The organism is Streptomyces endocoffeicus (genome assembly GCF_016741935.1).
Lineage (GTDB): Bacteria > Actinomycetota > Actinomycetes > Streptomycetales > Streptomycetaceae > Streptomyces > Streptomyces endocoffeicus.
In genome coordinates this window covers 14,627-37,415 of record NZ_JAERRG010000028.1, presented here as the reverse complement: position 1 = coordinate 37,415, position 22,789 = coordinate 14,627, and the positions used below count along the sequence as shown (strand labels likewise).

The 22,789-nt window shown below is 72.3% G+C and carries 21 protein-coding genes; 15 read left to right on the top strand and 6 right to left on the bottom strand.

Annotation, left to right across the window (positions count from 1 at the left end; genetic code table 11):
* Positions 1–261: 261 nt before the first annotated feature.
* The 4 genes from JK364_RS43110 (at position 262) to JK364_RS43095 (ending at position 5,231) form a co-directional block, all read left to right on the top strand.
* On the top strand, positions 262–1,287 hold the full coding sequence (locus tag JK364_RS43110; RefSeq protein WP_201856908.1) for a C40 family peptidase: 1,026 nt from the start codon (positions 262–264) through the stop codon (positions 1,285–1,287).
* Between the two features lie 237 nt (positions 1,288–1,524).
* Positions 1,525–2,670 carry a C40 family peptidase gene (locus tag JK364_RS43105; RefSeq protein ID WP_201856907.1) on the top strand — a complete coding sequence of 382 codons (1,146 nt, stop codon included), beginning with the start codon at positions 1,525–1,527 and terminating at the stop codon, positions 2,668–2,670.
* A 100-nt stretch (positions 2,671–2,770) separates the two neighbouring features.
* Entirely contained in the window at positions 2,771–3,976 is a 1,206-nt protein-coding gene (locus JK364_RS43100) for a hypothetical protein (protein ID WP_201856972.1), read from the top strand.
* Between the two features lie 112 nt (positions 3,977–4,088).
* Positions 4,089–5,231 carry a glycosyltransferase family 4 protein gene (locus JK364_RS43095; RefSeq protein ID WP_201856906.1) on the top strand — a complete coding sequence of 381 codons (1,143 nt, stop codon included), beginning with the start codon at positions 4,089–4,091 and terminating at the stop codon, positions 5,229–5,231.
* A gap of 262 nt (positions 5,232–5,493) precedes the next feature.
* Here the strand turns inward: JK364_RS43095 and JK364_RS43090 are convergent, their stop codons facing one another.
* Positions 5,494–7,290 carry an AMP-dependent synthetase/ligase gene (locus JK364_RS43090; protein ID WP_201856905.1) on the bottom strand — a complete coding sequence of 599 codons (1,797 nt, stop codon included), beginning with the start codon at positions 7,288–7,290 and terminating at the stop codon, positions 5,494–5,496.
* Between the two features lie 252 nt (positions 7,291–7,542).
* Between JK364_RS43090 and JK364_RS43085 the strand changes: the two genes are divergently transcribed.
* From JK364_RS43085 to JK364_RS43060, 6 genes are all read left to right on the top strand, one after another.
* Entirely contained in the window at positions 7,543–8,304 is a 762-nt protein-coding gene (locus JK364_RS43085; protein ID WP_201856904.1) for a metallophosphoesterase family protein, read from the top strand.
* 66 nt (positions 8,305–8,370) lie between these two features.
* Positions 8,371–8,811, top strand: coding sequence for an SRPBCC family protein (locus JK364_RS43080; protein WP_201856903.1), 441 nt, complete (start codon positions 8,371–8,373; stop codon positions 8,809–8,811).
* Between the two features lie 129 nt (positions 8,812–8,940).
* Entirely contained in the window at positions 8,941–10,284 is a 1,344-nt protein-coding gene (locus JK364_RS43075) for an ArsA family ATPase (RefSeq protein ID WP_201856902.1), read from the top strand.
* Positions 10,285–10,405: 121 nt separating this feature from the next.
* Positions 10,406–10,873, top strand: a complete 468-nt coding sequence (locus JK364_RS43070; RefSeq protein ID WP_201856901.1) for a DUF5304 family protein — start codon at positions 10,406–10,408, stop codon at positions 10,871–10,873.
* Positions 10,874–10,930: 57 nt separating this feature from the next.
* The gene (locus tag JK364_RS43065) at positions 10,931–11,872 is read left to right on the top strand and encodes an ROK family glucokinase (protein ID WP_201856900.1); all 942 of its coding nucleotides are present in this window, start codon (positions 10,931–10,933) and stop codon (positions 11,870–11,872) included.
* Positions 11,873–11,888: 16 nt separating this feature from the next.
* On the top strand, positions 11,889–12,743 hold the full coding sequence (locus tag JK364_RS43060) for an endonuclease/exonuclease/phosphatase family protein (RefSeq protein ID WP_201856899.1): 855 nt from the start codon (positions 11,889–11,891) through the stop codon (positions 12,741–12,743).
* A 72-nt stretch (positions 12,744–12,815) separates the two neighbouring features.
* On the opposite strand, the gene JK364_RS43055 is transcribed toward JK364_RS43060, so the two are convergent.
* Together JK364_RS43055 and JK364_RS43050 are read right to left on the bottom strand one after the other, a co-directional pair.
* The gene (locus JK364_RS43055; RefSeq protein ID WP_201856898.1) at positions 12,816–13,442 is read right to left on the bottom strand and encodes a hypothetical protein; all 627 of its coding nucleotides are present in this window, start codon (positions 13,440–13,442) and stop codon (positions 12,816–12,818) included.
* On the bottom strand, positions 13,435–14,253 hold the full coding sequence (locus JK364_RS43050; protein WP_201856897.1) for an alpha/beta hydrolase: 819 nt from the start codon (positions 14,251–14,253) through the stop codon (positions 13,435–13,437). Before JK364_RS43050 ends, JK364_RS43055 begins: the two co-directional genes overlap by 8 nt.
* 125 nt (positions 14,254–14,378) lie before the next feature.
* On the opposite strand from JK364_RS43050, the gene JK364_RS43045 reads away from it, so the two are divergent.
* The 4 genes from JK364_RS43045 to JK364_RS43030 all read left to right on the top strand — a co-directional run bounded on the left by JK364_RS43045 (position 14,379) and on the right by JK364_RS43030 (position 18,356).
* Complete coding sequence (locus JK364_RS43045) at positions 14,379–15,119, top strand: lysophospholipid acyltransferase family protein (protein ID WP_201856971.1); 741 nt, start codon at positions 14,379–14,381, stop codon at positions 15,117–15,119.
* Between the two features lie 91 nt (positions 15,120–15,210).
* A complete protein-coding gene (macS, locus tag JK364_RS43040) occupies positions 15,211–16,470 on the top strand; it encodes a MacS family sensor histidine kinase (protein ID WP_201856896.1) in 1,260 nt (419 codons plus the stop codon).
* Positions 16,467–17,147 (top strand): response regulator, encoded by a 681-nt coding sequence (locus JK364_RS43035; RefSeq protein WP_201856895.1) that lies wholly within the window; start codon positions 16,467–16,469, stop codon positions 17,145–17,147. The genes macS and JK364_RS43035 overlap by 4 nt, the downstream gene beginning before the upstream one ends.
* 180 nt (positions 17,148–17,327) lie before the next feature.
* A complete protein-coding gene (locus JK364_RS43030; protein ID WP_201856894.1) occupies positions 17,328–18,356 on the top strand; it encodes a 6-phosphofructokinase in 1,029 nt (342 codons plus the stop codon).
* An 83-nt stretch (positions 18,357–18,439) separates the two neighbouring features.
* On the opposite strand, the gene JK364_RS43025 is transcribed toward JK364_RS43030, so the two are convergent.
* The 3 genes from JK364_RS43025 to JK364_RS43015 all read right to left on the bottom strand — a co-directional run bounded on the left by JK364_RS43025 (position 18,440) and on the right by JK364_RS43015 (position 21,199).
* The gene (locus JK364_RS43025) at positions 18,440–20,428 is read right to left on the bottom strand and encodes an anthranilate synthase family protein (protein WP_201856893.1); all 1,989 of its coding nucleotides are present in this window, start codon (positions 20,426–20,428) and stop codon (positions 18,440–18,442) included.
* 93 nt (positions 20,429–20,521) lie between these two features.
* Positions 20,522–20,578, bottom strand: coding sequence for a trp operon leader peptide (locus JK364_RS58215; RefSeq protein WP_107119202.1), 57 nt, complete (start codon positions 20,576–20,578; stop codon positions 20,522–20,524).
* A 33-nt stretch (positions 20,579–20,611) separates the two neighbouring features.
* Complete coding sequence (locus JK364_RS43015) at positions 20,612–21,199, bottom strand: Uma2 family endonuclease (RefSeq protein WP_201856892.1); 588 nt, start codon at positions 21,197–21,199, stop codon at positions 20,612–20,614.
* A gap of 168 nt (positions 21,200–21,367) precedes the next feature.
* On the opposite strand from JK364_RS43015, the gene JK364_RS43010 reads away from it, so the two are divergent.
* Positions 21,368–22,717, top strand: a complete 1,350-nt coding sequence (locus tag JK364_RS43010; RefSeq protein WP_201856891.1) for a class II 3-deoxy-7-phosphoheptulonate synthase — start codon at positions 21,368–21,370, stop codon at positions 22,715–22,717.
* The last annotated feature ends 72 nt before the right edge of the window (positions 22,718–22,789 follow it).

Here is a 22,789-nt window from a genome sequence, read left to right as displayed (position 1 = left end):
TTGTGATGTCAGCGGAGCGTCATCAGTCATCACTGCCCGTGCGATATTTGTAAAATATGCCCTCGCGGATCAACTTTTTTGCCGTCGGGATTTGAACGGATCACGGCGGGGTCACTATGGTCAGCTCGAACCTTCGCGCGGTTGATCACCCATCCGGGGTGACAGCGGAGGTACCGCCGAGTCCGCGCCCTGTCGCGGAGCCGGGGCTTCGCAACCCCCCAACTCCCGGTAGGCGGCTGGAGGAAGAAGGAGCTCGCCTTCGTGGCGTCCCACCGTCGACCCAAGCAGCCGAGCCGCACTCGGGTAACCGTCCTCACCGCGACCGCGGCCGCCGCCGTCGCGCTCACTTCCCAGGCCGCCCAGGCCGCTCCGAAGCAGGACAAGAAGGACGTCAAGGAGCAGGTCGACAAGCTCTACGAAGAGGCGGAGCAGGCGACCGAGAAGTACAACGGCGCCAAGGAGAAGCAGCAGAAGCTGGAGAAGCAGGTCGGCGACCTCCAGGACAAGGTGGCGCGCGGTCAGGAGGACCTGAACAAGCTGCGCAACGGCCTGGGTTCGATGGCCACCGCCCAGTACCGCTCCGGTGGGATCGACCCCTCGGTGCAGCTGCTCCTCTCCTCCGACCCGGACACCTACCTCGAGAAGGCGTCCACCCTCAGCCAGCTGAGCGGCAAGCAGGCCGAGTCCCTGCGGAAGATCGCGGACAAGCAGCGCACCCTCAAGCAGCAGCGCGAGGAGGCGTCCACCAAGCTCAAGGACCTTGCCGACACCCGTAAGGCGCTCGGCAAGAAGAAGGACGAGATCCAGGGCAAGCTGTCCAAGGCCCGGAACCTCCTCAACACCCTCACGGCCAAGGAGCGCGCCAAGCTGGCCGCCCAGGACGCCGAGCGCGCCAACCGCTCCAGCGAGCGCGTCGACCTGGGCAACGAGGTGCCGGAGTCGGGGCGTGCCGCCGCCGCGCTGGCCGCCGCCAAGACGAAGATCGGCCTCCCGTACGTCTGGGGCGCGACCGGTCCGTCCTCCTTCGACTGCTCCGGACTCACCGGCTGGGCCTACCAGCAGGCCGGGGTGCAGCTGCCGCGGATCTCGCAGGACCAGGCGAACGCCGGCAGCCGCATCAGCCGCGGTGAGCTCAAGCCGGGCGACCTGGTGCTCTTCTACGGCGACCTGCACCACATAGGTCTCTACGCGGGCGGCGGCCAGGTGCTGCACGCGCCCAAGCCCGGTGCCGGTGTGCGCTACGAGTCGATGGACAACATGCCGTTCCAGTTCGGCGTCCGGGTCTGATCCGGGTCCGGGTCTGATCCGGAAGTCCCGCGAACCAGGGCTCAAACCGCCTCAACCGCAATCCTTTCGGGCGAATCTCCAGCGCCCTCGCTGATCCCCCGCCCCGCCGGTGACCTGCGTCAGTCGGCGGGGCGTCAGTGTGCCCGCACCTCACGGCCGTTGGACCGTGGGTAGCGCCACGGCTACTGTCTGCCCGCAGTTCTCAGCCCGACACTGCGGAAGGGAGTGCGGCTTCCCATGGCGTCCTGTCGCCGCGTCGCGAAACCCCGGTCCGGCCGGGCCATCGTCAAGGCCGCCGCCTCGGCGGCCGCGGTGGCCTCCGCCGCCGTGCTGTCCGCCGTGCCGGCCGGTGCCGAGCCGCACGACCCGGCGGGCCGCCCGTCCGCCCGGTCCGCCGGCGATCGGATCGCCACGCTCTACGCCCAGGCCGAGCGGGCCACCGAGCGCTACAACGCGGCGGAGACGCGCGCCCAGGCCCTGCGCCGCCAGGTCGGCAGGATCCAGGACCGGGTCGCCCGCGGCCAGGGGCGGGTCAACCGGATGCGGACGGCGCTCGGTGCCCTCGCGGGCGGGCAGTACCGCACCGGCGGGGTCGACCCGGGCCTCGCCCTGCTGCTGTCCGGGGACCCGGCCCAGTACCTCGACCGGGCCGCCACCCTGGATCGGATCACCAGCCGTCAGGCCGCGCAGCTGCGGGTGCTCCAGAGCGCCCAGCGGACGCTGCGGCAGGAGCGCGCGGAGGCCGCGGCCAAGCTGGTGAAGCTGGAGCACAGCCGTAAGGAGGTGGCCCGGCACAAGCGGGCGGTCCAGCGGCGGCTGGCCACGGCGCGGCGGCTGGTGAACGCGCTGCCGCCGGGGGAGTGGGAGAGCTACGCACGCCGTGCCTCGCGGGCGGGCGGACGGGAGCACGGCGCCCTCGCCGGGCTGGCGCCGGGCGCCCTTCCCGGCGGCCGCTCCCCTTCCGGTTCCGATTCCGGTTACGGCCCCGAGGAGCTCCCTGGAGGCCTGCCGGGCGGGCCGCACCCCGTGCCGTCCTCGGGGCGGGCCGCCACGGCGTTCGGCGCGGTACGGGCGGCCCTGGGGCTGCCGTACGCATGGGGCCAGGCCGGTCCCACCGCCTTCGACTGCTCCGGGCTGATGCAATGGGCCTACGCCCACGCCGGGGTGGCCATTCCGCGCACCTCCCAGGCCCAGGCGCACACCGGGCAGTCGGTGCCGCTGTCCCAGGCCCGCCCCGGCGATCTGGTGGTCTACCGCTCCGACGCCAGCCATGTGGCCATGTACGCGGGCAACGGACAGGTGATCCACGCCCCTTACCCCGGGGCGCGGGTCCGCTACGACCCCGTGGGCATGTTGCCGATCTCTTCCATCACTCGCGTCTGAAGCCGGCGCGCGGGCTCGTACGATCTAAGACGTGGCGGGTCGGTGGAGATCGGGCGGATGGCGGGCGCTGTTGTGCGTGCCCCTGGTGGGCGCGTTCGCCATGACCGCGCTGAGCGGCTGCGGCCCGGTCCCCGCGCCCGACGACCCCGAGGGGCGCGACGGCCGGGCCGTGCAGCGCATGCTGGACCAGCGGGCGGCGGCGGTCCGGGAGCGGGACGCGGACGCCTTCCTCGCCACCGTGGACCGCGGCTCGGCCGGCTACCTGGCCGAGCAGCGGCGGGTGTTCCGGCAGATGTCCGCCGTACCGCTGCGCTCCTGGACCTACCGCCTGGTGCGCACCGGCGGTTTTTCACCCGCGCGGGTCGGCGGCCGCAGCCTCGCCGCACAGGTCGAACTCCGGTACCGGCTGAAGGGGTACGACACCGCGCCGGTCGTCTCCGCCCAGTACCTCACCCTCGCCCGGCGCGGCGGGCAGTGGTACGTGGCCTCCGACGACGGTGTGGTGGACGGCAAGCGCGGTATGGAGCAGCTGTGGGACCAGGGCACGGTCGACGTCGTCCGCGGCGCCCACAGCCTCGTCCTGGGCGTCGGCCAGGACCGGCGGGTGCTGCGCGCGGTCGCCGACACCGCGGACCGGGCGGTGCCCGTCCTGGGCCAGGCCTGGCCCCACCGGTGGGCCGGGCGCGTCGTGGTCGAGGTCCCGGCCTCCCTGGGCCGGATGGCCGCCCTGCTCGGCGCCTCCGCGGACGGCTACCGGGGGATCGCCGCCGTCACCACGGGCGAGGTCGGCGGGGCCGGTGACGAGACCCCCGCCGACCGCGTGATCGTCAACCCCGAGGCGTACCAGGTCCTCGGTGACTTCGGCCGACGCGTCGTGATCACCCATGAGACGGCGCATGTGGCCACCCGCACCGCCACCAGCGCCGCCACCCCGCTCTGGCTCTCCGAGGGCTTCGCCGACTGGGTGGGCTACCGCACCCCGGGCCGCGCCCCCCGCCAGATCGCCCCCGAGCTCACCGACGCCGTCACCGCGGGGCGGCTGCCCACCGCGCTGCCGCGCGACGACGACTTCCGCTTCGGCAGCGACCCGGACCGCCTCTCCCGCGCCTATGAACAGGGCTGGCTCGCCTGCCGCCTGATCGCCGACACATGGGGCGAGAGGAGGCTGGTCGACTTCTACCGCGCGGTGGGCCGGGCGCACGAGCGCTCGGGGGCGGTGGAGTCGGCGCTGCGGGAGGTGCTCGGGGTGAGCATGCGGGAGTTCACGGCGCGGTGGCGGAAGTACGTGGCGAGCGAGCTGGGCTGAGCGCCGCGCCCGTACGTGGCGAGCGAGCTGAGCCGCACCCGCACCCGCCCCCGCGCCCCGGCCCGGGCACGGCGGAGCGGGCCCGTCGCCGCACCCGGTACTGTCGGCCACGATGGACAAGACCCTGCTCGTGACCAACGACTTTCCGCCCCGCCCCGGCGGCATCCAGGCGTTTCTGCACAACATCGCGCTGCGCCTGGACCCGGACCGGATCGTCGTCTACGCCTCCACCTGGAAGCGCGGCCGGGAGGGCGCCGAGGCCACCGCCCGCTTCGACGCCGAGCAGCCGTACCCGGTCGTCCGGGACCGGACGACCATGCTGCTGCCCACCCCGCGCGTCACCCGCCGCGCGACCGCGCTGCTGCGCGAGCACGGCTGCACCGCGGTGTGGTTCGGCGCCGCCGCGCCGCTCGGGCTGATGGCCCCCGCGCTGCGCGCGGCCGGGGCGCGGCGGCTGGTGGCCACGACGCACGGCCACGAGGCCGCCTGGGCGCAGCTGCCCGCCGCACGGCAACTGCTGCGGCGGATCGGCGGGGCCACGGACACCGTCACCTATCTCGGTGAGTACACCCGCTCCCGGATCGCCGCCGCGCTCGACCCCCGGGACGCCGCCCGCATGGTCCAACTCCCGCCCGGCGTCGACGAGAAGACCTTCCACCCCGGGTCGGGCGGCGATGAGATCCGGGCCCGGCTGGGCCTGGCCGAGCGGCCCGTCGTGGTCTGCGTCTCCCGCTTGGTGCCGCGCAAGGGGCAGGACACGCTGATCCGGGCCATGCCGCGGATCCTCCGGCGGGTGCCGGACGCGGTGCTGCTGATCGTCGGCGGCGGGCCGTACGCGAGGGATCTGCGCCGCCTCGCGGAGACCACGGGCGTGGCCGGGTCGGTGCGGTTCACCGGCCCCGTCCCCTGGGAGGAACTGCCCGCCCACTACGGCGCGGGCGACGTCTTCGCCATGCCCTGCCGCACCCGCCGCGGCGGGCTGGACGTCGAGGGCCTCGGCATCGTCTATCTGGAGGCGTCCGCGACCGGTCTGCCGGTCGTCGCCGGGGACTCGGGCGGGGCGCCGGACGCGGTGCTGGACGGCGAGACCGGATGGGTCGTACGGGGCGACTCCGCCGAGCAGAGCGCCGAGCGCGTCGTGACCCTGCTGGAGGACGCGGAGCTGCGCCGCCGCATGGGCGAGCGGGGCCGCGCCTGGGTGGAGGAGCGCTGGCGCTGGGATCTGCTGGCCGACCGCCTGAAGTCGCTGCTGTGACGGCCTGGGGAGTGTCCGGCGGTACGCGTACGCCTGCGGCGGGCCACGCGGCGGAGCCGCATATCGATGCCTCCCCCTCCCCGCCCCTTCCCGCAACTGGGGCTCCGCCCCAGACCCCGCTCCTCAAACTCCCCCAGCTACCGCTGGGAGGTGCCCCCTGGAGGGGCTGGAAGGCGGGGCTCCGCCCCAGACCCCGGGGGTCCAGGGGCGAAGCCCCTGCCACGCGGCGGAGCCGCATGTCGATGCCGCGGGAAGGCGCGGGTCAGCCTCGGTAGATGGCCTCGATCTCCGAGGCGAAGTCCTTCGCCACCACGTTCCGCTTCAGCTTCAGCGAGGGCGTCACATGCCCGGAGTCCTCGGTGAACTGCGTCGCCAGGACCCGGAACTTCCGGATCGACTCCGCCTTGGACACCGCCGCGTTGCCGTCGTCCACCGCCTGCTGGATCTCCGCCAGCAGGTCCGGGTCCTCCCGCAGCTCGGCCACCGTCACGCCCTCGGGCTTGCCGTGCTCGGCCGCCCAGCGCGGCAGGAACTCCTCGTCCACCGTGACCAGCGCGCCCACGAAGGGACGGCCGTCGCCGACGACCATGCACTCGGCCACCAGGGCGTGGGCCCGGATCCGGTCCTCTATCACCGCCGGGGCGACGTTCTTGCCGCCCGCGGTGATGATGATCTCCTTCTTCCGGCCGGTGATGGTGAGGTAGCCGTCCTCGTCGAGCGTGCCCACGTCCCCGGTGTGGAACCAGCCGTCCGACAGCGCCTCCGCCGTGGCCGTCTCGTTGTTCCAGTACTCGGTGAAGAGGTGCTCACCGTGCAGCAGCACCTCGCCGTCGTCGGCGATGCGCACCACCGTGCCCGGCATCGGCTGCCCGACCGAGCCGATCTTCTGCCGGTCCCAGGGGTTGAAGGTGGTCGCCGCGCAGGACTCCGTCAGGCCGTAGCCCTCCAGCACCGTGAAGCCGATGCCCCGGTAGAAGTGGCCCAGCCGCTCGCCGAGCGGCGCCCCGCCGGAGATGGCGTGGGTGGCCCGGCCGCCCAGCACGGCCCGCAGCTTGCTGTAGACCAGCCGGTCGAAGACCTTGTGCTTGAAGCGGAGCCCGAAGGACGGCCCGCCCGGGGCGTCCAGCGCCTTGCTGTACTCGATGGCGGTGTCGGCCGCCTTGTCGAAGATCTTGCCCTTGCCCTCGGACTGGGCCTTCGCCCGCGCCGAGTTGTAGACCTTCTCGAAGACGCGCGGCACGCCCAGCACCAAGGTGGGCCGGAACGCGGCGAGTTCGTCGGTCAGGGACTTCACATCCGGCACATGGCCGAGCTTGATCGGCGCCAGCACCGCCGCGACCTCCACCAGCCGCCCGAAGACATGGGCCTCGGGGAGGAACAGCAGCACCGAAGACTCACCGGTGTCGAAGATCGGCTTGAGCCGCGCCACCGCGTTGCCGCATTCGGCGAAGAAGCTGCGGTGGGAGAGCACACAGCCCTTGGGGCGGCCGGTGGTGCCCGAGGTGTAGACGATGGTGGCGGGGGAGTCGGCGTTGGCGATCGAGGAGCGCTCGTCCACCTTCTCCTCGGGCACGTGCTCGCCCAGCTTCCCCAGCGTCCCGATGGCGTCGCCCTCGATCCGCCAGACGTGCTTCAGGGCGGGCAGGGTGTCCCGGACGGCCTCGACGGCGGCCTCGTGGACGCCGGTCTCGACCAGCGCGGCCACCGCGCCCGAATCGCTGAGGATCCACTGGACCTGCTCCGGTGAACTCGTCTCGTACACCGGCACGGTGACCCCGCCCGCGCTCCAGATGGCGAAGTCGAGCAGCGTCCACTCGTAGCGGGTCCTGGACATCAGGCCGACCCGGTCGCCCGGCTCCACACCGGCCGCGATCAGGCCCTTGGCGGCGGCGCGTACCTCCGCCAGGAACACGGTCGCGGTCACGTCCTCCCATCGGTCGTCGACCTTGCGGCCGACCACGGCGACATCGGGATGCTGTGCGGCATTGCGGCGGATGAGATCCGTCAGATTGCCGTCGGCCGGAACCTCGTACAGGGCCGGAAGGCTGAACTCGCGCAAGACTGCTGCTCCTCGTGGGGCGCCGGCGCCGCTACAGGGCATGGGGGGTGGTGGACGGCCCGGACGTTACCCATCGGTACGCTTCCGGGATAGGGGTTCCTGCCCAGATGTTTGATGCGTCACACACCGCCTTCGTGCTGCCCGCAGACTAGTCGACGGGCGCCGCGCCCGCTAAGGAACCGCAGGTAGACGCGGGGCGGTGCAGGCGGAACACCTTACGGGCGCGGGCCCTTACGTCTTAGGGTGACACGCATGCGAGTCCACGTGGTGAGTGACGTGCATGGCAACAGTGAGGACCTCGAGAAGGCCGGCGACGGGGCGGACGCCCTGATCTGCCTCGGTGACCTCGTCCTCTTCCTCGACTACGCCGATCACTCACGTGGCATCTTCCCCGATCTCTTCGGGGTCGAGAACGCCGACCGGCTGGTCGAACTGCGCACCGCCCGCCGCTTCGAGGAGGCCCGGACGCTCGGCAACCGGCTGTGGGAGGGGCTCGACCGCAACGCGGCCATAGAGGCGGCCATCCGCCGCCAGTACGCCGAACTCTTCGCCGCGTTCCCCACCCCGACGTACGCCACCTACGGAAATGTCGACATGCCGTCACTGTGGCCGGAGTACGCCCAGCCCGGCACCACCGTCCTGGACGGCGAGCGCGTCGAAATCGGCGGGCTGGTCTTCGGTTTCGTGGGCGGCGGGCTGCGCACGCCGATGCGCACCCCCTACGAGATCGACGACGAGGCCTACGCGGCGAAGATCGCGGCGCTCGGCGAGGTGGACGTGCTCTGCACCCACATCCCGCCGGAGGTGCCCGACCTCTGCTATGACACCGTCGCCCGCCGCTTCGAGCGCGGCAGCGCCGCCCTGCTGGAGGCGATCCACACCGTCCGTCCCAAGTACTCCCTCTTCGGCCATGTCCATCAGCCGCTCGTCCGCCGTATGCGGATCGGGGCCACCGAGTGCGTCAATGTCGGACACTTCGCCTCCTCCGGCACCCCCTGGACCCTGGAGTGGTGACCGGCGCGCGGTAGCCTTCAGCCGCAGAGGACCCATGCGGCGGACCGGTACGGAGGAGCCACGGAGATGGCGGAACACACCAGCTCGAGCATCACGATCGAGGCGGCCCCGGCCGACGTGATGGAGGTGATCGCCGACTTCGACCGTTACCCGGAGTGGTCCGGTGAGGTGAAGGAGGCCGACATCCTCACCAAGGACACCCAGGGGCGCGCCGAGCAGGTGCGGATGCTGCTCGACGCCGGCGCGATCAAGGACGACTACACCCTCCAGTACAGCTGGACCGGGGACGACCAGGTCAACTGGTCCCTGGTCAAGTCCCAGATGCTGCGCACCCTTGACGGCTCCTACCGGCTGTCGGCGCGCGACGGCGGCAAGAGCACCGAGGTGACGTACCAGCTCACGGTCGACGTCAAGATCCCCATGCTGGGCATGATCAAGCGCAAGGCCGAGAAGGTCATCATCGACCGCGCGCTCGCCGGTCTGAAGAAGCGCGTCGAGGCCGCCTGACCCGCCCGGATCACCCCGGGCCCCGACGTGCCCGGGGTGATCCACGGCGCGGGGTACGCTCCGGCGGGTGCGGATCACCGGACCCGCGCGCCGCACACCGACGTAACCCCCCTGCCGGAGGCTCTCTTCATGCGTACGGTCCTCGTCACCGGCACCGGCGGCGCGGGCCGCACCACCGTGGCCGCCGCGACCGCCCTCGCCGCCGCCCGTGAGGGGCAGCGGACCCTGCTGCTCACCGCCGACTCCGACGGCACCCCCGAGGCGCTGCTCGGCATCGGCACGCCGCGGTCCGTCCCCCGGCGCTCGGCGGACCGGCTGCCGTGGTCCGTACCCGTCGAGCCGGCGCCGGGGCTGTGGGCGGCGCGGGTCGTCACGGACGAGTGGTTCCGCGGTGAGCTGACCGCCCTCCAGGACCGCGGCCACGGCCTGCTCGACCTGCTCGGCGCGACCCCGCTGGACGGCGAGGAGCTGACCGCGCTGCCCGGGGTGGAGGCCATCGCGCTGCTGCGCGCCCTGCGCGCCGCCCAGACCGCCCCGCCCGGCACCGGCTGGGACGTCCTCGTCGTCGACATGCCGCCCGCGCCGGACACCGTCGCGCTGCTCGCGCTGCCCGAGCAGCTGCGGCGCTATCTGCGCCGGCTGCTGCCCGCCGAGCGGCAGGCGGCCCGCGCGCTGCGGCCGATGCTCGCCCAGCTGGCGGGGGTGCCGATGCCCGCGCAGAAGCTGTACGAGACGGCCGAGCGCTGGGAGCGGGAGCTGGTCGCCGTCCAGGGGGTCATCGAGTCCGAGGCGACCACCGTACGGCTGGTCGTGGAGCCCGGACCGCTCGCCGACCGGGCGCTGCGCACCGCCCGCGCCGGTCTGGCGCTGCACGGCTGCCGGGTGGAGGCGGTGATCGCCAACCGGCTGCTGCCCACCGGCACCTCCGACCCGTGGCTCGCCGCGCTGTCGGGCCAGCAGCAGGACGCGCTCAAGGAGCTGTACGAGCAGTGGGCCCCCGCCGTCCCGGTCCGTGAGCTGCCGCATCTGGGCCGCGATCCGCACGGCCTCGGCGACCCGCGGCCCGCCGAGCCGCACTCCTCCGAGCCGCACTCCGGTGACCCGCACCTCGGTGAGCCGCACTCCGGGGACGGCGCCCGGCGCGCCCCGGCCGGTCTCGCCGGTCTCGCCGGGGCCGTCGGGGCGCCCGGGTTGCGGCCCGACCGGCCCGCCCCCGACCCCTGGACCGTCGAGGACCGGCTGGCCGAGGACGGGGTGCTGCTGTGGCGGCTGCCGCTGCCCGGCGCCGACCGCGACGGGCTCTCCCTGGTGCGCCGGGGCGATGAACTGATCGTCACCGTCGCGCCGTTCCACCGGGTGCTGCCGCTGCCGTCCGCGCTGCGCCGCTGCACCGTCTCCGGCGCCGGGCTGCGCGACGGATGGCTCCAGGTGCGCTTCACCCCCGACCCGGACCTGTGGCCGAAACGGCTCTGACGCCCGTGTCCACGACGGCCGGTCTCCGGCTCTGACCCCGCCCCCCTCCGTCCGGTAACGTCGGTCACAAGCCCGGATGAACGTCACCGGGCAGCCAGCATCCCCGCCGCAGGAGTTCGCCATGAGCGATGCCACCGAGCGCCCCCCGGAGCCCCCGGTCACCGATGTGCCGGTCACCGAGATCGACCCCGACGCCTGGGAGCGGGCCTGTGAGGAGGACCTCGCCGCCGAGCGGGCCAGGCAGCGGGCCCGGCAGACCACCGAGGAGCCGGGAAGCGTGGCCGAGGAGTTCCGCAAGCTGGCCGACGCGCTTGCCGAGAAGGTCGCCCAGGCGCCGATCGCCGGGACGGCTGTTCAGGGGGCCGTACAACAATTGATCGAACAGGCGAAGGCCAGCGTGGAACCGGTCATAGAGCGCAATCCAGAGGTTTTCGAACACCTCGCAAGCGCCGGATCCGAACTACTCGCTGCCTATCGCGCCGCCGTGACCGGCGAGGAGCGACGCTGGACCCAGGGCGCCGAGGGCGACTCCAAGGGCAGCGGCGAGGAATCCGAGGGTTCGAGTAGTGAACACATCGACCTCGACTGAGCGCCACCTCCGGTACCGTTAGCCTCGGCGGGGTTCGACCAAATAACTGAGGGACTCATGGGACTCACCATCGGCGTCGACATCGGCGGCACGAAGATCGCGGCCGGCGTGGTCGACGAAGAGGGCTCGATTCTCGAGACGAGCCAGGTTTTGACCCCGCACACTCCCGAGGGAGTCGTCGACGCCATCGCGGACGCGGTGCGCATCGTCAGCGAGGGGCATGAGATCGAGGCCGTCGGCATCGGCGCGGCCGGATATGTGGACGACAAGCGCGCCACGGTGCTCTTCGCGCCCAACATCAACTGGCGGCACGAAGCACTCAAGGACAAGGTCGAGCAGCGCGTCGGCCTGCCCGTCGTGGTGGAGAACGACGCCAACGCCGCGGCCTGGGGCGAGTACCGCTTCGGCGCCGGGGTCGGCCATGACGACGTCGTCTGCATCACCCTCGGCACCGGCCTCGGCGGCGGCATCATCATCGGCGGCAAGCTGCACCGCGGCCGGTTCGGCGTCGCGGCCGAGTTCGGCCACATAAGGGTCGTCCCGGACGGCCTGCTGTGCGGCTGCGGCAGCCAGGGCTGCTGGGAGCAGTACGCTTCCGGCCGCGCCCTGGTCCGCTACGCCAAGCAGCGCGCCGCCGCCACCCCGGAGAACGCCACGGTCCTGCTCGGCCTGGGCGACGGCACCTCCGAGGGCATCGAGGGCAAGCACATCAGCGACGCCGCCCGGCAGGGTGACCCCGTCGCCATCGACTCCTTCCGTGAGCTGGCCCGCTGGGCCGGGGCCGGGCTCGCCGACCTCGCCTCGCTCTTCGACCCCTCGGCGTTCATCGTCGGCGGCGGGGTCTCCGACGAGGGCGATCTCGTCCTGGAGCCGATCCGCAAGTCCTTCCGGCGCTGGCTGGTGGGCAATCAGTGGCGTCCGCACGCGCAGGTGCTCGCCGCCCAGCTCGGCGGCAAGGCCGGGCTCGTCGGCGCCGCCGACCTGGCCCGCCAGGGCTGAGACGCGAGGGGGGAACGTGCACCTCGCGGACCTGCCCGGATCCACCACCGGCCCGGACGCGGCGGTGGTGCGGGTGCTCAGCTACAACATCCGCTCGATGCGGGACGACCGCGAGGCGCTGGCCCGGGTGATCCGGGCCTGTGCCCCCGATGTCGTCTGCGTCCAGGAGGCGCCGCGCTTCTTCCGCTGGCGCAAGGCCGCCGCCTGGCTGGCCCGGGAGACCGGCCTCGTCTACACCACGGGCGGGGCCACCGCCGCCGGCCCGATGATCCTCACCTCGCTGCGCGCCCATGTGGAGCGCGCCGAGGACACCCTGCTGCCGCGCGTACCCGGGCTGCACAGGCGCGGTTTCGCCACCGCCGTGCTGCGCTTCGGCGGCGGCCACCGCGACACCGGCCTTTGCGACACCGGTCTCTGTGACACCGGTCTTCGTGACACCGCCCGCCCGGGGAACGGCGACGGCGACGGCGACGGCGTCCGGCTCGGCGTGGTCAGCTGCCATCTGAGCCTCGCCGAGGCCGAGCGCTACGAACAGGCCGGGATGCTGCTGGACCACCTGACCGCGCTGGACGTCCCGTACGCCATCGCGGCCGGTGACATCAACGACCGGCCGGACGGCCGCGCCTTCCGCCGGATCGCGGGGAAGCTGCGGGACGGCTGGGCCACCGAGCCCTGGGGGAGCGAGGCCACCTTCTCCCCCAAGGACCCGCGTCGGCGCATCGACGGGGTCTTCGCCTCGGAGGGCATCGAGATCATCGGCTGTGGGGTCCCGGCCGGGCTGCCGGGCGTCACCGACGCGGACCTCCGCGCGGCCACGGACCACCTTCCGGTGCTGGCCGCCCTCAGGCTGCCCCGGGTGTCCCCGGTCTGAGCGGGCGGGGACGAAGCCGGAGCCGGGGCGCGCCCGGCTCCGGACCGCCGCGGTCAGACGACGGCGCCGCGGTCAGACGACGGCGCCGCGCCCCGGGTCGTCGTCCTCTTCCTCGCCGTCGTCCTTCATCCGCATCACCAGCGTGACGAAGCCGCCGAGGAAACCGCCGACGCCCAGCGTGGCGATCCACCAGACCATCTCCACCTGGAACAGCACCACTCCGAGCAGCAGCAGCGGCCCGCCCAGCACTCCGAGCCAGGCGAAGCGGGAGGTGGTGTCGGACTCGGGCAGCGGGGGCGGCTCGGGCGGGACGAAATGGCCCTCGTCGGTCTCGTCGAAGTCGTCCTCGGACGGCTCTTCGGGGTCCCAGTCGCGGGGGCCCACGCCCGGGGCGTAGACGATGAAGCCGCCCGGCTTCCCGGTCTTGTCGGGCTTGGTCAGCCCGCCCGTGGCCGCCTCGCCGTCACCGGACCCGTCGGCGGCGGACCCGTCGGCGTCGGCATCGGTGTCGCCGTCCGCCGCTGACCGGCGGTCCTGGTCCTGGTCCCGGTCCTCGTCGAGGTTCTCGGCGGCGGGCCAACGCTCGGCGCCGGGCGGGTCCTCCGGCTCCTCCCCGTACGCGGCGACGATCGCGGCGAAGGCGGCGTCGTCGTCCCGCCGCGCGTCCGCCTCGTTCTCATTCGAGTCGCGCTCAGCCACTGGCCGCCGCCCCCTCCCTTCCGCTGCCCTTCCCGAGGCCGGTCCGGGTGGTGTCTTCACCCATACCCGCCGTCAGCCGGGTGATGAACGTGTCCGTCTCCTCGAAGATGAACTCGGCGTCGTGGTCCAGCGTCGCCACGTGGTAGCTGCGCTCCAGCAGCCGCTCGGTGACGTCCCGCGAGGACACCTGGCTCAGGATGCGCTCGGAGTCGGCGGGCGGCACCACATGGTCCTGGGGGCTGTGCATCACCAGCAGCGGCTGGGTCACCTGCGGCAGTTCGGCGTCGACCACCCGGTAGAAGCGGCGCATCGAGTGCACGGCGTGCAGCGGCATCCGGTCGTAGCCGGACTCCTGCGCGCCCGGCTTGGCGATGTCGCTGACGATGCCCTTCACCGACGGCACCAGATGACGCAGCACCGGAAGGGCCACGGCCAGCGGGTCGTGGATGCGGTTGGCCGGATTCACGACGGCCACGCCGCTGATCGCCGCGCCGTGCTGGGCGGCCAGCCGCAGTGCGAGCGCCCCGCCCATCGACAGGCCGCAGACGAACACCCGCTCGCAGGCCCGGGAGAGCCTGCCCAGCTCGCGGTCCACCTCCGCGTACCAGTCCTGCCAGCCGGTGACGGCGAGATCCTGCCAGCGCGTGCCATGGCCGGGAAGCAGCGGCAGCGAGACGGTCAGCCCACGGGCCGCGAGATGGTCGGCCCAGGGCCGCACGGACTGCGGGGAGCCGGTGAATCCGTGACAGACGAGGACGCCGATCTCTCCGCCGTCGTGGCGGAACGGCTCGGCTCCGGGCAGGAGCGGCACCACGGATCTCCGTTCGCTGGGGAAGCGGGCTCGACGTCCTCAGCGTACGCGGCGCGCCGCGTACGGGGTAGGCAGGTTAAGGTCTCCTCGTCGGATACAGGAGGTCCCGGTTGTTCTACAGCGCAATGAAGCTGTCGGTGGGTGGTGCGTTGAAGCTCACCTTCCGGCCCTGGGTGGAGGGGTTGGAGCACGTCCCCGCCGAGGGTCCGGCCATCCTCGCGAGCAACCACCTCTCCTTCTCCGACTCCTTCTTCCTGCCCGCGGTGCTCGACCGCAAGGTCACCTTCATCGCCAAGCAGGAGTACTTCACCACCCCCGGGGTCAAGGGGCGGCTCACGGCGGCCTTCTTCAGAGGCGTCGGGCAGCTCCCGGTGGACCGCTCGGGCTCGCGCGGCGCCGGCGAGGCCGCCATCAAGGCGGGCATCGAGGTGATCAAGAGCGGTGAACTCTTCGGCATCTACCCCGAGGGCACCCGCTCGCCCGACGGACGGCTCTACCGGGGCAAGCCGGGCGGCCTGGCAAGGGTCGCGCTCGCGACCGGCGCCCCGGTGATCCCCGTGGCGATGATCGACACCGAGAAGATCCAGCCCCCCGGCAAGGTCATGCCGAAGGTGATGCGGCCCGGCATCCGGATCGGCAAGCCGCTGGACTTCAGCCGCTACCACGGCATGGACGGCGACCGCTTCATCCTGCGCTCGGTGACCGACGAGGTCATGTACGAGATCATGAAGCTCTCCGGCCAGGAGTACGTGGACGTCTACGCCACCGCCGCCAAGCGGCAGATCGCGGAGGCGGAGGCGGCCCGGAAGCAGGCCGAGAAGGAGAAGGCCGAGAAGGAGAAGGACAAACACAAGTCCGGCGCCTAGCCGCGCCGGCACCGGGGGGTGGGGGACGTTGACGGAGCGGTCCAGGGAGCGGTCCAGACGGGAGCGCGCCGGGGGCGGGCGCGTGGTGCGGATGTCCGTCGAGCAGCCGCTGTGGCAGGCGCTGACCGCCTACCGGGTGCTCACCCTGCTCTACGCGCTCGGCCTGTGCGTCTACTCCTTCGACGACTACGACCATCCGATCGGCGCCGTCGTCTACATGGCGGTGCTGACGCTGTGGACGGCCCTCACCTTCCGGATGGTCGCCTCGGCCGAGCGCTGCACCCGGCGGTTCCTCGTCGGCGACCTCGGCATCGCGGTGACCGGCATTCTGCTCACCCCGCTCGTGGACAGCCACGACCGGATCGCCGAGGGCACGCCCACGCTGCCTTCCATATGGACGATGGGCGCGGTCCTCGGCTTCGCCATCAAGGGCGGCTGGCGCTGGGGCGCCTCGGCCTCCACCGTGGTCTGTGCCGCCAATGTGATCGAGCGCGGCGGATTCGCCCAGGACACCGTCCACATGCTGTCGCTGGTGTGGGTGGCGAGCGTGGGCATCGGCTATGTGATCGAGGTGGCCCGCGCCAGTGAGCGCACCCTCGCCCGCGCGCTGCGCATCGAGGCGGCCACCCGGGAGCGGGAGCGGCTGGCCCGCGACATCCACGACAGCGTGCTCCAGGTGCTCGCCATGGTGCAGCGGCGCGGCGCCGCGATCGGTGGCGAGGCGGCCGAACTCGGCCGGATGGCCGGGGAGCAGGAGATCGCGCTGCGCACCCTGGTCTCCACCGGGCTGGTGGCCCGGCCGCGCACGGGGGACGGGCCGGAGGCCGCGGCCGCCCCGGGCACCCTGCCGGACGCGGCCGACCCGGACGCCGACGGCCCGCCGGTCGCGCCCTGCCCGCCCGACCCCGAGCGCTCCGACGGCGGCCCCTGCGATCTGCGGGCGCTGCTGGCCCCGCATGCCGGCTCCCGGGTCACCTTCTCCGAGCCGGGCGCCCCGGTGCTCCTCCCGGCGGGCGTCGCCGGGGAGTTGGCCGCCGCCGTCGGCGCCTCGCTGGACAACGTACGGGTCCACGCCGGGGAGGACGCCCACGCCTGGATCCTGCTGGAGGACGAGCCGGACGCGGTGATGGTGACCGTACGGGACGACGGCCCCGGCATCCCCGAGGGGCGGCTGGCGGACGCCGAGGCGGAGGGCCGCCTGGGGGTGGCCCTGTCGATCCGGGGACGGCTGCGCGACCTCGGCGGCACCGCCGAGTGGATCTCGGCGCCGGGGCAGGGCACCGAAGTGGAGTTGACGGTTCCGAAGGCGTCGGCGAAGAAGGCGAAACAGAAGGGGGAAGCGGCACGATGACCGCTCAGCACGACGGCCGCCCGGTGACGGTGATGGTGGTCGACGACCATCCGATGTGGCGCGACGCGGTGGCCCGGGACCTGTCCGAGGCCGGGCTCGACGTGGTGGCCACGGCCGGGGACGGACCGCAGGCGGTCCGCCGGGCCAAGGCCGCGGGGCCCGACGTCCTGGTGCTCGACCTCAACCTGCCCGGGCTGCCCGGGGTCGAGGTGTGCAAGGAGGTGCTCGCTGACCGCCCCGAACTGCGGGTGCTGGTGCTCTCCGCGAGCGGTGAGCACGCGGACGTCCTGGAGGCGGTCAAGTCCGGGGCCACCGGCTATCTGCTGAAGTCGGCCAGCACCGAGGAACTGCTGGACGCGGTGCGCCGCACGGCGGCCGGCGAGCCGGTGTTCACCCCCGGCCTCGCGGGCCTGGTGCTCGGCGAGTACCGGCGGCTCGCGGGCGAGCCCGCCCCCACCGCCGCCGACCAGCCCGCCGCCCCGCAGCTCACCGAGCGTGAGACGGAGGTGCTGCGGCTGGTGGCCAAGGGGCTTTCGTACAAGCAGATCGCCGAGCGGCTGGTCATCTCGCACCGCACGGTGCAGAACCACGTCCAGAACACCCTCGGCAAGCTCCAGCTGCACAATCGCGTGGAGCTGGTCCGCTACGCCATCGAGCGCGGCCTGGACGACGCCTGACGTCGTCCGGCCGCGGCCGGTGACACCGTGTCACCCCTCGTACGGGTGAAGTTCAAAACCAACTCCCTTGATCCGCACGGGAATCGTCCGACGCCCCATCCCGTGTGACCTGGATCACCGTTAGCGTGGCTCTCCGTACCGGGCCCAATCACGGGATTCCACGGGAGAAGGGAAGAAACGATGCGGGTCGGAGTGCTGACCGGCGGCGGTGACTGCCCCGGGCTCAACGCGGTCATCCGCGCCGTCGTGCGCAAGGGCGTACAGGAATACGGCTATGACTTCATCGGCTTCCGGGACGGCTGGCGCGGCCCTCTCGAGAACGACACCGTTCCCCTCGACATCCGCGCGGTGCGCGGCATCCTGCCACGCGGCGGCACCATCCTCGGTTCCTCCCGCACCAACCCCCTCAAGAGCGAGGACGGCATCCGCCGGGTCAAGGAGAACCTGGTCAAGCAGGAGGTCGACGCGCTGATCGCGATCGGCGGCGAGGACACCCTCGGCGTCGCCGCCCGGCTCTCCGGCGACTACGGCCTCCGCTGTGTCGGCGTCCCCAAGACCATCGACAACGATCTGTCCGCCACCGACTACACCTTCGGCTTCGACACCGCCGTCAACATCGCCACCGAGGCCATCGACCGGCTCCACACCACCGCCGAATCGCATATGCGAGTGCTCGTCGTCGAGGTGATGGGCCGTCACGCCGGGTGGATCGCCCTGCACTCGGGGCTCGCCGGCGGCGCCAATGTCATCCTCCTCCCTGAACAGCGCTTCGATGTCGACCAGGTCTGCGCCTGGGTCGAATCCCGCTTCAAGATCCGCTACGCCCCGATCGTGGTCATCGCCGAGGGCGCGATGCCCAGGGACGGCGACGCCGTCCTCAAGGACGACACGCTGGACTCCTTCGGCCATGTCCGGCTCTCCGGGGTCGGCGAGTGGCTGGCCAAGGAGATCGAGAAGCGCACCGGTAAGGAGGCCCGCACCACCGTCCTCGGCCATGTCCAGCGCGGGGGCACGCCCAGCGCCTTCGACCGCTGGCTCGCCACCCGCTTCGGGCTGCACGCCATCGACGCGGTCCGGGACGAGGACTTCGGAAAGATGGTCGCGCTGCGCGGCACCGACATCATCCGGGTACCGCTTGCCGAGGCGACCGCACGGATCAAGACGGTCGATCCCTCGCTCTACGCCGAGGCCGAGGTCTTCTTCGGCTGAGGCCGTCTGGGTGCAGTACGGCGATGGGCCGGGCGCGGAAGTCGCGTCCGGCCCATCGTCACGCCGTGCTCCGGGCCTGTTCTTCAGACCAGTACGGCCGCCAGCAGCTCCGCCACCAGCGCCGCCCCGTCCCGCGACAGCACCGACTCCGGGTGGAACTGCACCCCGGCGAAGCCCGGCCCGCGCAGCGCGTGCACATCGCCGGTCGCCCGGTCCCGGCTCAGCTCCACGCGGTGCATCGCCAGCTCCGTCTCCGCCGCCTCGTCGCAGCGCGCCGTGAAGGTGTTGTAGAAGCCGACGGTCTCCTCGCGCCCGAAGAAGTCGATCCGCTCCTGGGCGCCCTGGAACGGCACGTCCTTGCGCACGATCTCCAGCCCCAGCTCGGCCGCGATCAGCTCGTTCCCCAGGCACACCCCCAGCAGCCCGTGCCGGTGCCCGGCCACCAGCTCGGCGGCCAGCGCCCGCAGGAACCGCATCTTCGGGTCGGCCGCGTCGTTCGGGTCGCCAGGGCCGGGGCCGAGCACCACGGGCCCCCGATGCGCCAGTGCCGCCTCCCGCACCCCCGGCTCGTCGTACCGCCGCACGGTCACGGTCAGCCCCGAGGTGCGCAGCAGATGCGCGAGCATCGCGGTGAACGTGTCCTCGGCGTCGATCACCAGGGCATGCCCGGACAGCCCCCCGATCCGGGGCTCCTCGGGGGCTTGCATCCGCAGCCAGAACGGCGCCAGGTCCGCCCGCCGCGCGTCCAGCGCCGCCCGTACCCGCGGATCGTCCGTGAGCCGCGGCCGCGGGCCCTCCGACCCGGGCCGTACGGGCGCGGGCCGCACGCCCAGCGCGGTCAGCACCCCGGCCGCCTTCGCATGCGTCTCGGCCACTTCGCCGCGCGGCTCCGAGTGGCGGACCAGCGTGGCACCGACGGCTACCTTCAGCGATCCCCCGGCGTCGATGTCGGCGGTGCGGATCAGGATCGGCGAGTCCAGGGTCTGGGCGCCGCCGCCGTCCCGGCCGATCAGCGCGAGCGCCCCCGCGTAGTAGCCGCGGCCACCGGGCTCGTACCGCTCGATCACCCGGCACGCGTTCTGCACCGGGGAGCCGGTGACGGTCGCCGCGAACATCGTCTCGCGGAGCACCTCCCGGACGTCGAGCGAGGAGCGGCCGCGCAGCTCGTACTCGGTGTGCGCGAGGTGCGCCATCTCCTTGAGCCGGGGCCCGATCACCGTCCCGCCCATGTCGCCGACGGTGCACATCATCTTCAGCTCCTCGTCCACGACCATGGACAGCTCCTCCACCTCCTTGCGGTCGTGCAAGAACTCCAGCAGCCCCTCGGCGCTCGGCCCGCCCTCGGGGTAGCGGTACGTCCCGCTGATCGGGTTCATCACGACGGTGCCGCCCGCCCGTCGCCCACCACCACCCTCAAACGAGAGCGCTTCGCGCTCGCCCCTCCCGCCCCACATCCGCACATGGACCTCGGGGCTGGCCCCCACCAGCGTCCGGCCGTCCGCCAGCCGCACCACATACGTCCAGTAGGCGCCCCGCTCCCCGGCCAGCAGCCGCCGGAAGAGCGCGAGCGCGTCGGTACTCCCGAACCCCGGGATCTCGCCCCGGAACGTCCGCCGGATGACGAAGTTGGCACCCTCGCCGGTGCCGATCTCGTCCTCGATGACCCGGCTCACGATCTCCGCGTACGCGTCGTCGGCCACGTCGAACGCCCCGTCCTCGACCCGCACCGGATGCCCCGGGAGCGCCTCCAGCGCCTCGGCGAGCGGCAGCTCATAGCTCTCCTCCGGGCGCAGCACGGCCAGCGGCGTCCCGTCGTCGCGCACCTCGAACCCGCGCTCGTGGATCTGCCGGAACGGCACGAGCGCGAGGGCGTCCGCCACCGGGGCGCCGTCCCGCGGGGTTCCGGTCGGCAGCGGGATGTCGGTCAGCCGCTCCACCTCGTCGACCGGGCCGAGCAGCACCTCGACGGTGTCGGGCGCCCGGCCCGGGGTGCGGCGGTGCAGCAGGGCGAAGGGCGGCGCGTCGTCGGAGAGCAGCCGTGCGACGACGGCCTGAGCGTGCGGGTTCTGCATGGCGGGTGATTCCTTCCGGAATGAGGAACGACCCGCGGAAACGCCGAAGGCCGCCCCTCGGGCGGCCTTCGCGAGATCTTGGGAGTGCGCGATTCAGCGGGCCGCCGGATGAGCGGTCCACCACCAGGTCATGGTCAGTCGCGCGAACATGGAACGGACTGTACCCCAGTGATGGGCACTGGGTCAGGTGGAGCGCTTGCCGATGGTGGTGAGGTCGATGTCCACCGTGAAGGGCACCGTGATCGCGAGCTTGTCATGGTGGATTCCGGTCAGGGAGAAGCACTCCGTGGCCGGGTCGCGCTCGTAGGTGTAGACGACGGTGCGGCCCTCGTCGTTCTCCACCCGCCAGTAGTGGCGGATGCCGGCCTTCGCGTACTTCCGTGGCTTGGTGTCGCGGTCCCGCTCCTCGGAGTCCGGCGACACGGCCTCGACGGCCAGCGCGACGTCTTCCGGCAGGTAGAACGTGGACGGCTCGTCGCGCTCGTACGCCTCACGGGTCACCACGATGACGTCCGGCTCGGGAGCCTGGCGCTTGGCGAGGCGCACGGTCATCTCACGATCGGCCCGCAGACCGTCCGGGGCCTGCTGGTCCAGCTCCCTGACCAGCAGATTGATCACCCGGCTGTGCCATTTTTGCTGCGGGCTCACCAAGACGAGGCTTCCGTCGATGAGCTCGGTGTGCGGAGGAAGTCCGGGCAGCCGCAGAAGATCCTCGGCGGTGAAGCCGCCAGGCGGCGGGATCACCCAGTCGGGCAGCGGCTCGGCACTCATGGGGCAAGACTAAGCGGCGGGAGGGGTATCGAGGGCCGGAGTCGGCCGGTCTCGGCGGCCGAGCCGATGTTTTCGGATGGGTCGGGGTGAGTGCACGGCGTGAGGGGCGGTGTCTCACACCGTGGAAAGCGGGCTGGACGGCCGTGGAGACCCCGTAACCTTGTGCGGGTGACCGTGAACGCTGAAACCCACGCCGGTGGCCACACCTGGCAGTCTCTTCCCGCGGCGCAGCAGCCCGACTGGCCGGACCGAGCGGCTCTGCGCGATGTGATCGCTGAGCTTGAGTCCTATCCGCCGCTCGTCTTCGCGGGCGAGTGCGACGCGCTGCGGCACCGCCTGGGGGCCGTGGCGCGGGGCGAGGCGTTTCTGCTCCAGGGCGGTGACTGCGCCGAGGCATTCGACGGCGTGAGCGCCGACCAGATCCGCAGCAAGCTCAAGACGCTCCTCCAGATGGGCGCCGTGCTGACCTACGCCGGGTCCGTCCCGGTGGTGAAGGTGGGCCGGATCGCCGGGCAGTACAGCAAGCCGCGCTCCAAGCCGACCGAGACCCGGGACGGGGTGACCCTGCCCACCTACCGTGGCGACTCCGTCAACGGATTCGAATTCACCCCCGAGGCGCGGATCCCGGACCCGCAGCGGCTGAAGCGGATGTACCAGGCGTCGGCCTCGACGCTGAACCTGGTGCGCGCCTTCACCACCGGTGGCTACGCGGACCTGCGGCAGGTGCACGCCTGGAACCAGGACTTCGTGAAGTCCTCGCCCTCGGGCCAGCGCTACGAGGCGCTGGCGCGCGAGATCGACCGGGCGCTGTCCTTCATGAACGCGTGCGGGGTGGACCCGGAGGAGTTCAAGACCGTCGAGTTCTTCTCCTCGCACGAGGCGCTGGTCCTGGACTACGAGACGGCGATGACCCGCACCGACTCGCGCACCGGTGAGCTGTACGACGTCTCCGGGCACATGGTCTGGATCGGCGAGCGCACCCGGCAGCTGGACGGGGCGCATATCGAGTTCGCCTCCAAGGTCCGCAACCCGGTGGGCGTGAAGCTGGGCCCGACGACCACGCCGGAAGAGGCGCTGTCGCTGATCGAGCGGATCGACCCGGACCGCGAGCCGGGCCGGCTGACCTTCATCACCCGGATGGGCGCGGACAAGATCCGCGACAAGCTGCCCAACCTGGTGGAGAAGGTGACCGCCTCCGGTGCGCAGGTCGTCTGGGTCTGCGACCCGATGCACGGCAACACCTTCGAGGCGGCGTCCGGGCACAAGACCCGCCGCTTCGACGATGTGCTGGACGAGGTCAAGGGCTTCTTCGAGGTCCACAAGGAGCTCGGCACCCATCCGGGCGGTATCCATGTGGAGCTGACCGGCGACGATGTCACGGAGTGCGTGGGCGGCGGCGACGAGATCTTCGTCGACGATCTGCACCAGCGCTACGAGACGGCGTGCGACCCGCGGCTCAACCGCAGCCAGTCGCTGGACCTGGCGTTCCTGGTGGCTGAGATGTACCGGGACCAGTAGAGCCCGGTCAGTAGGGCTTGGCCGTAGAGCCCGGCCAGTAGAGATCATAAAGACGCAGGTGGGGCGCGGATC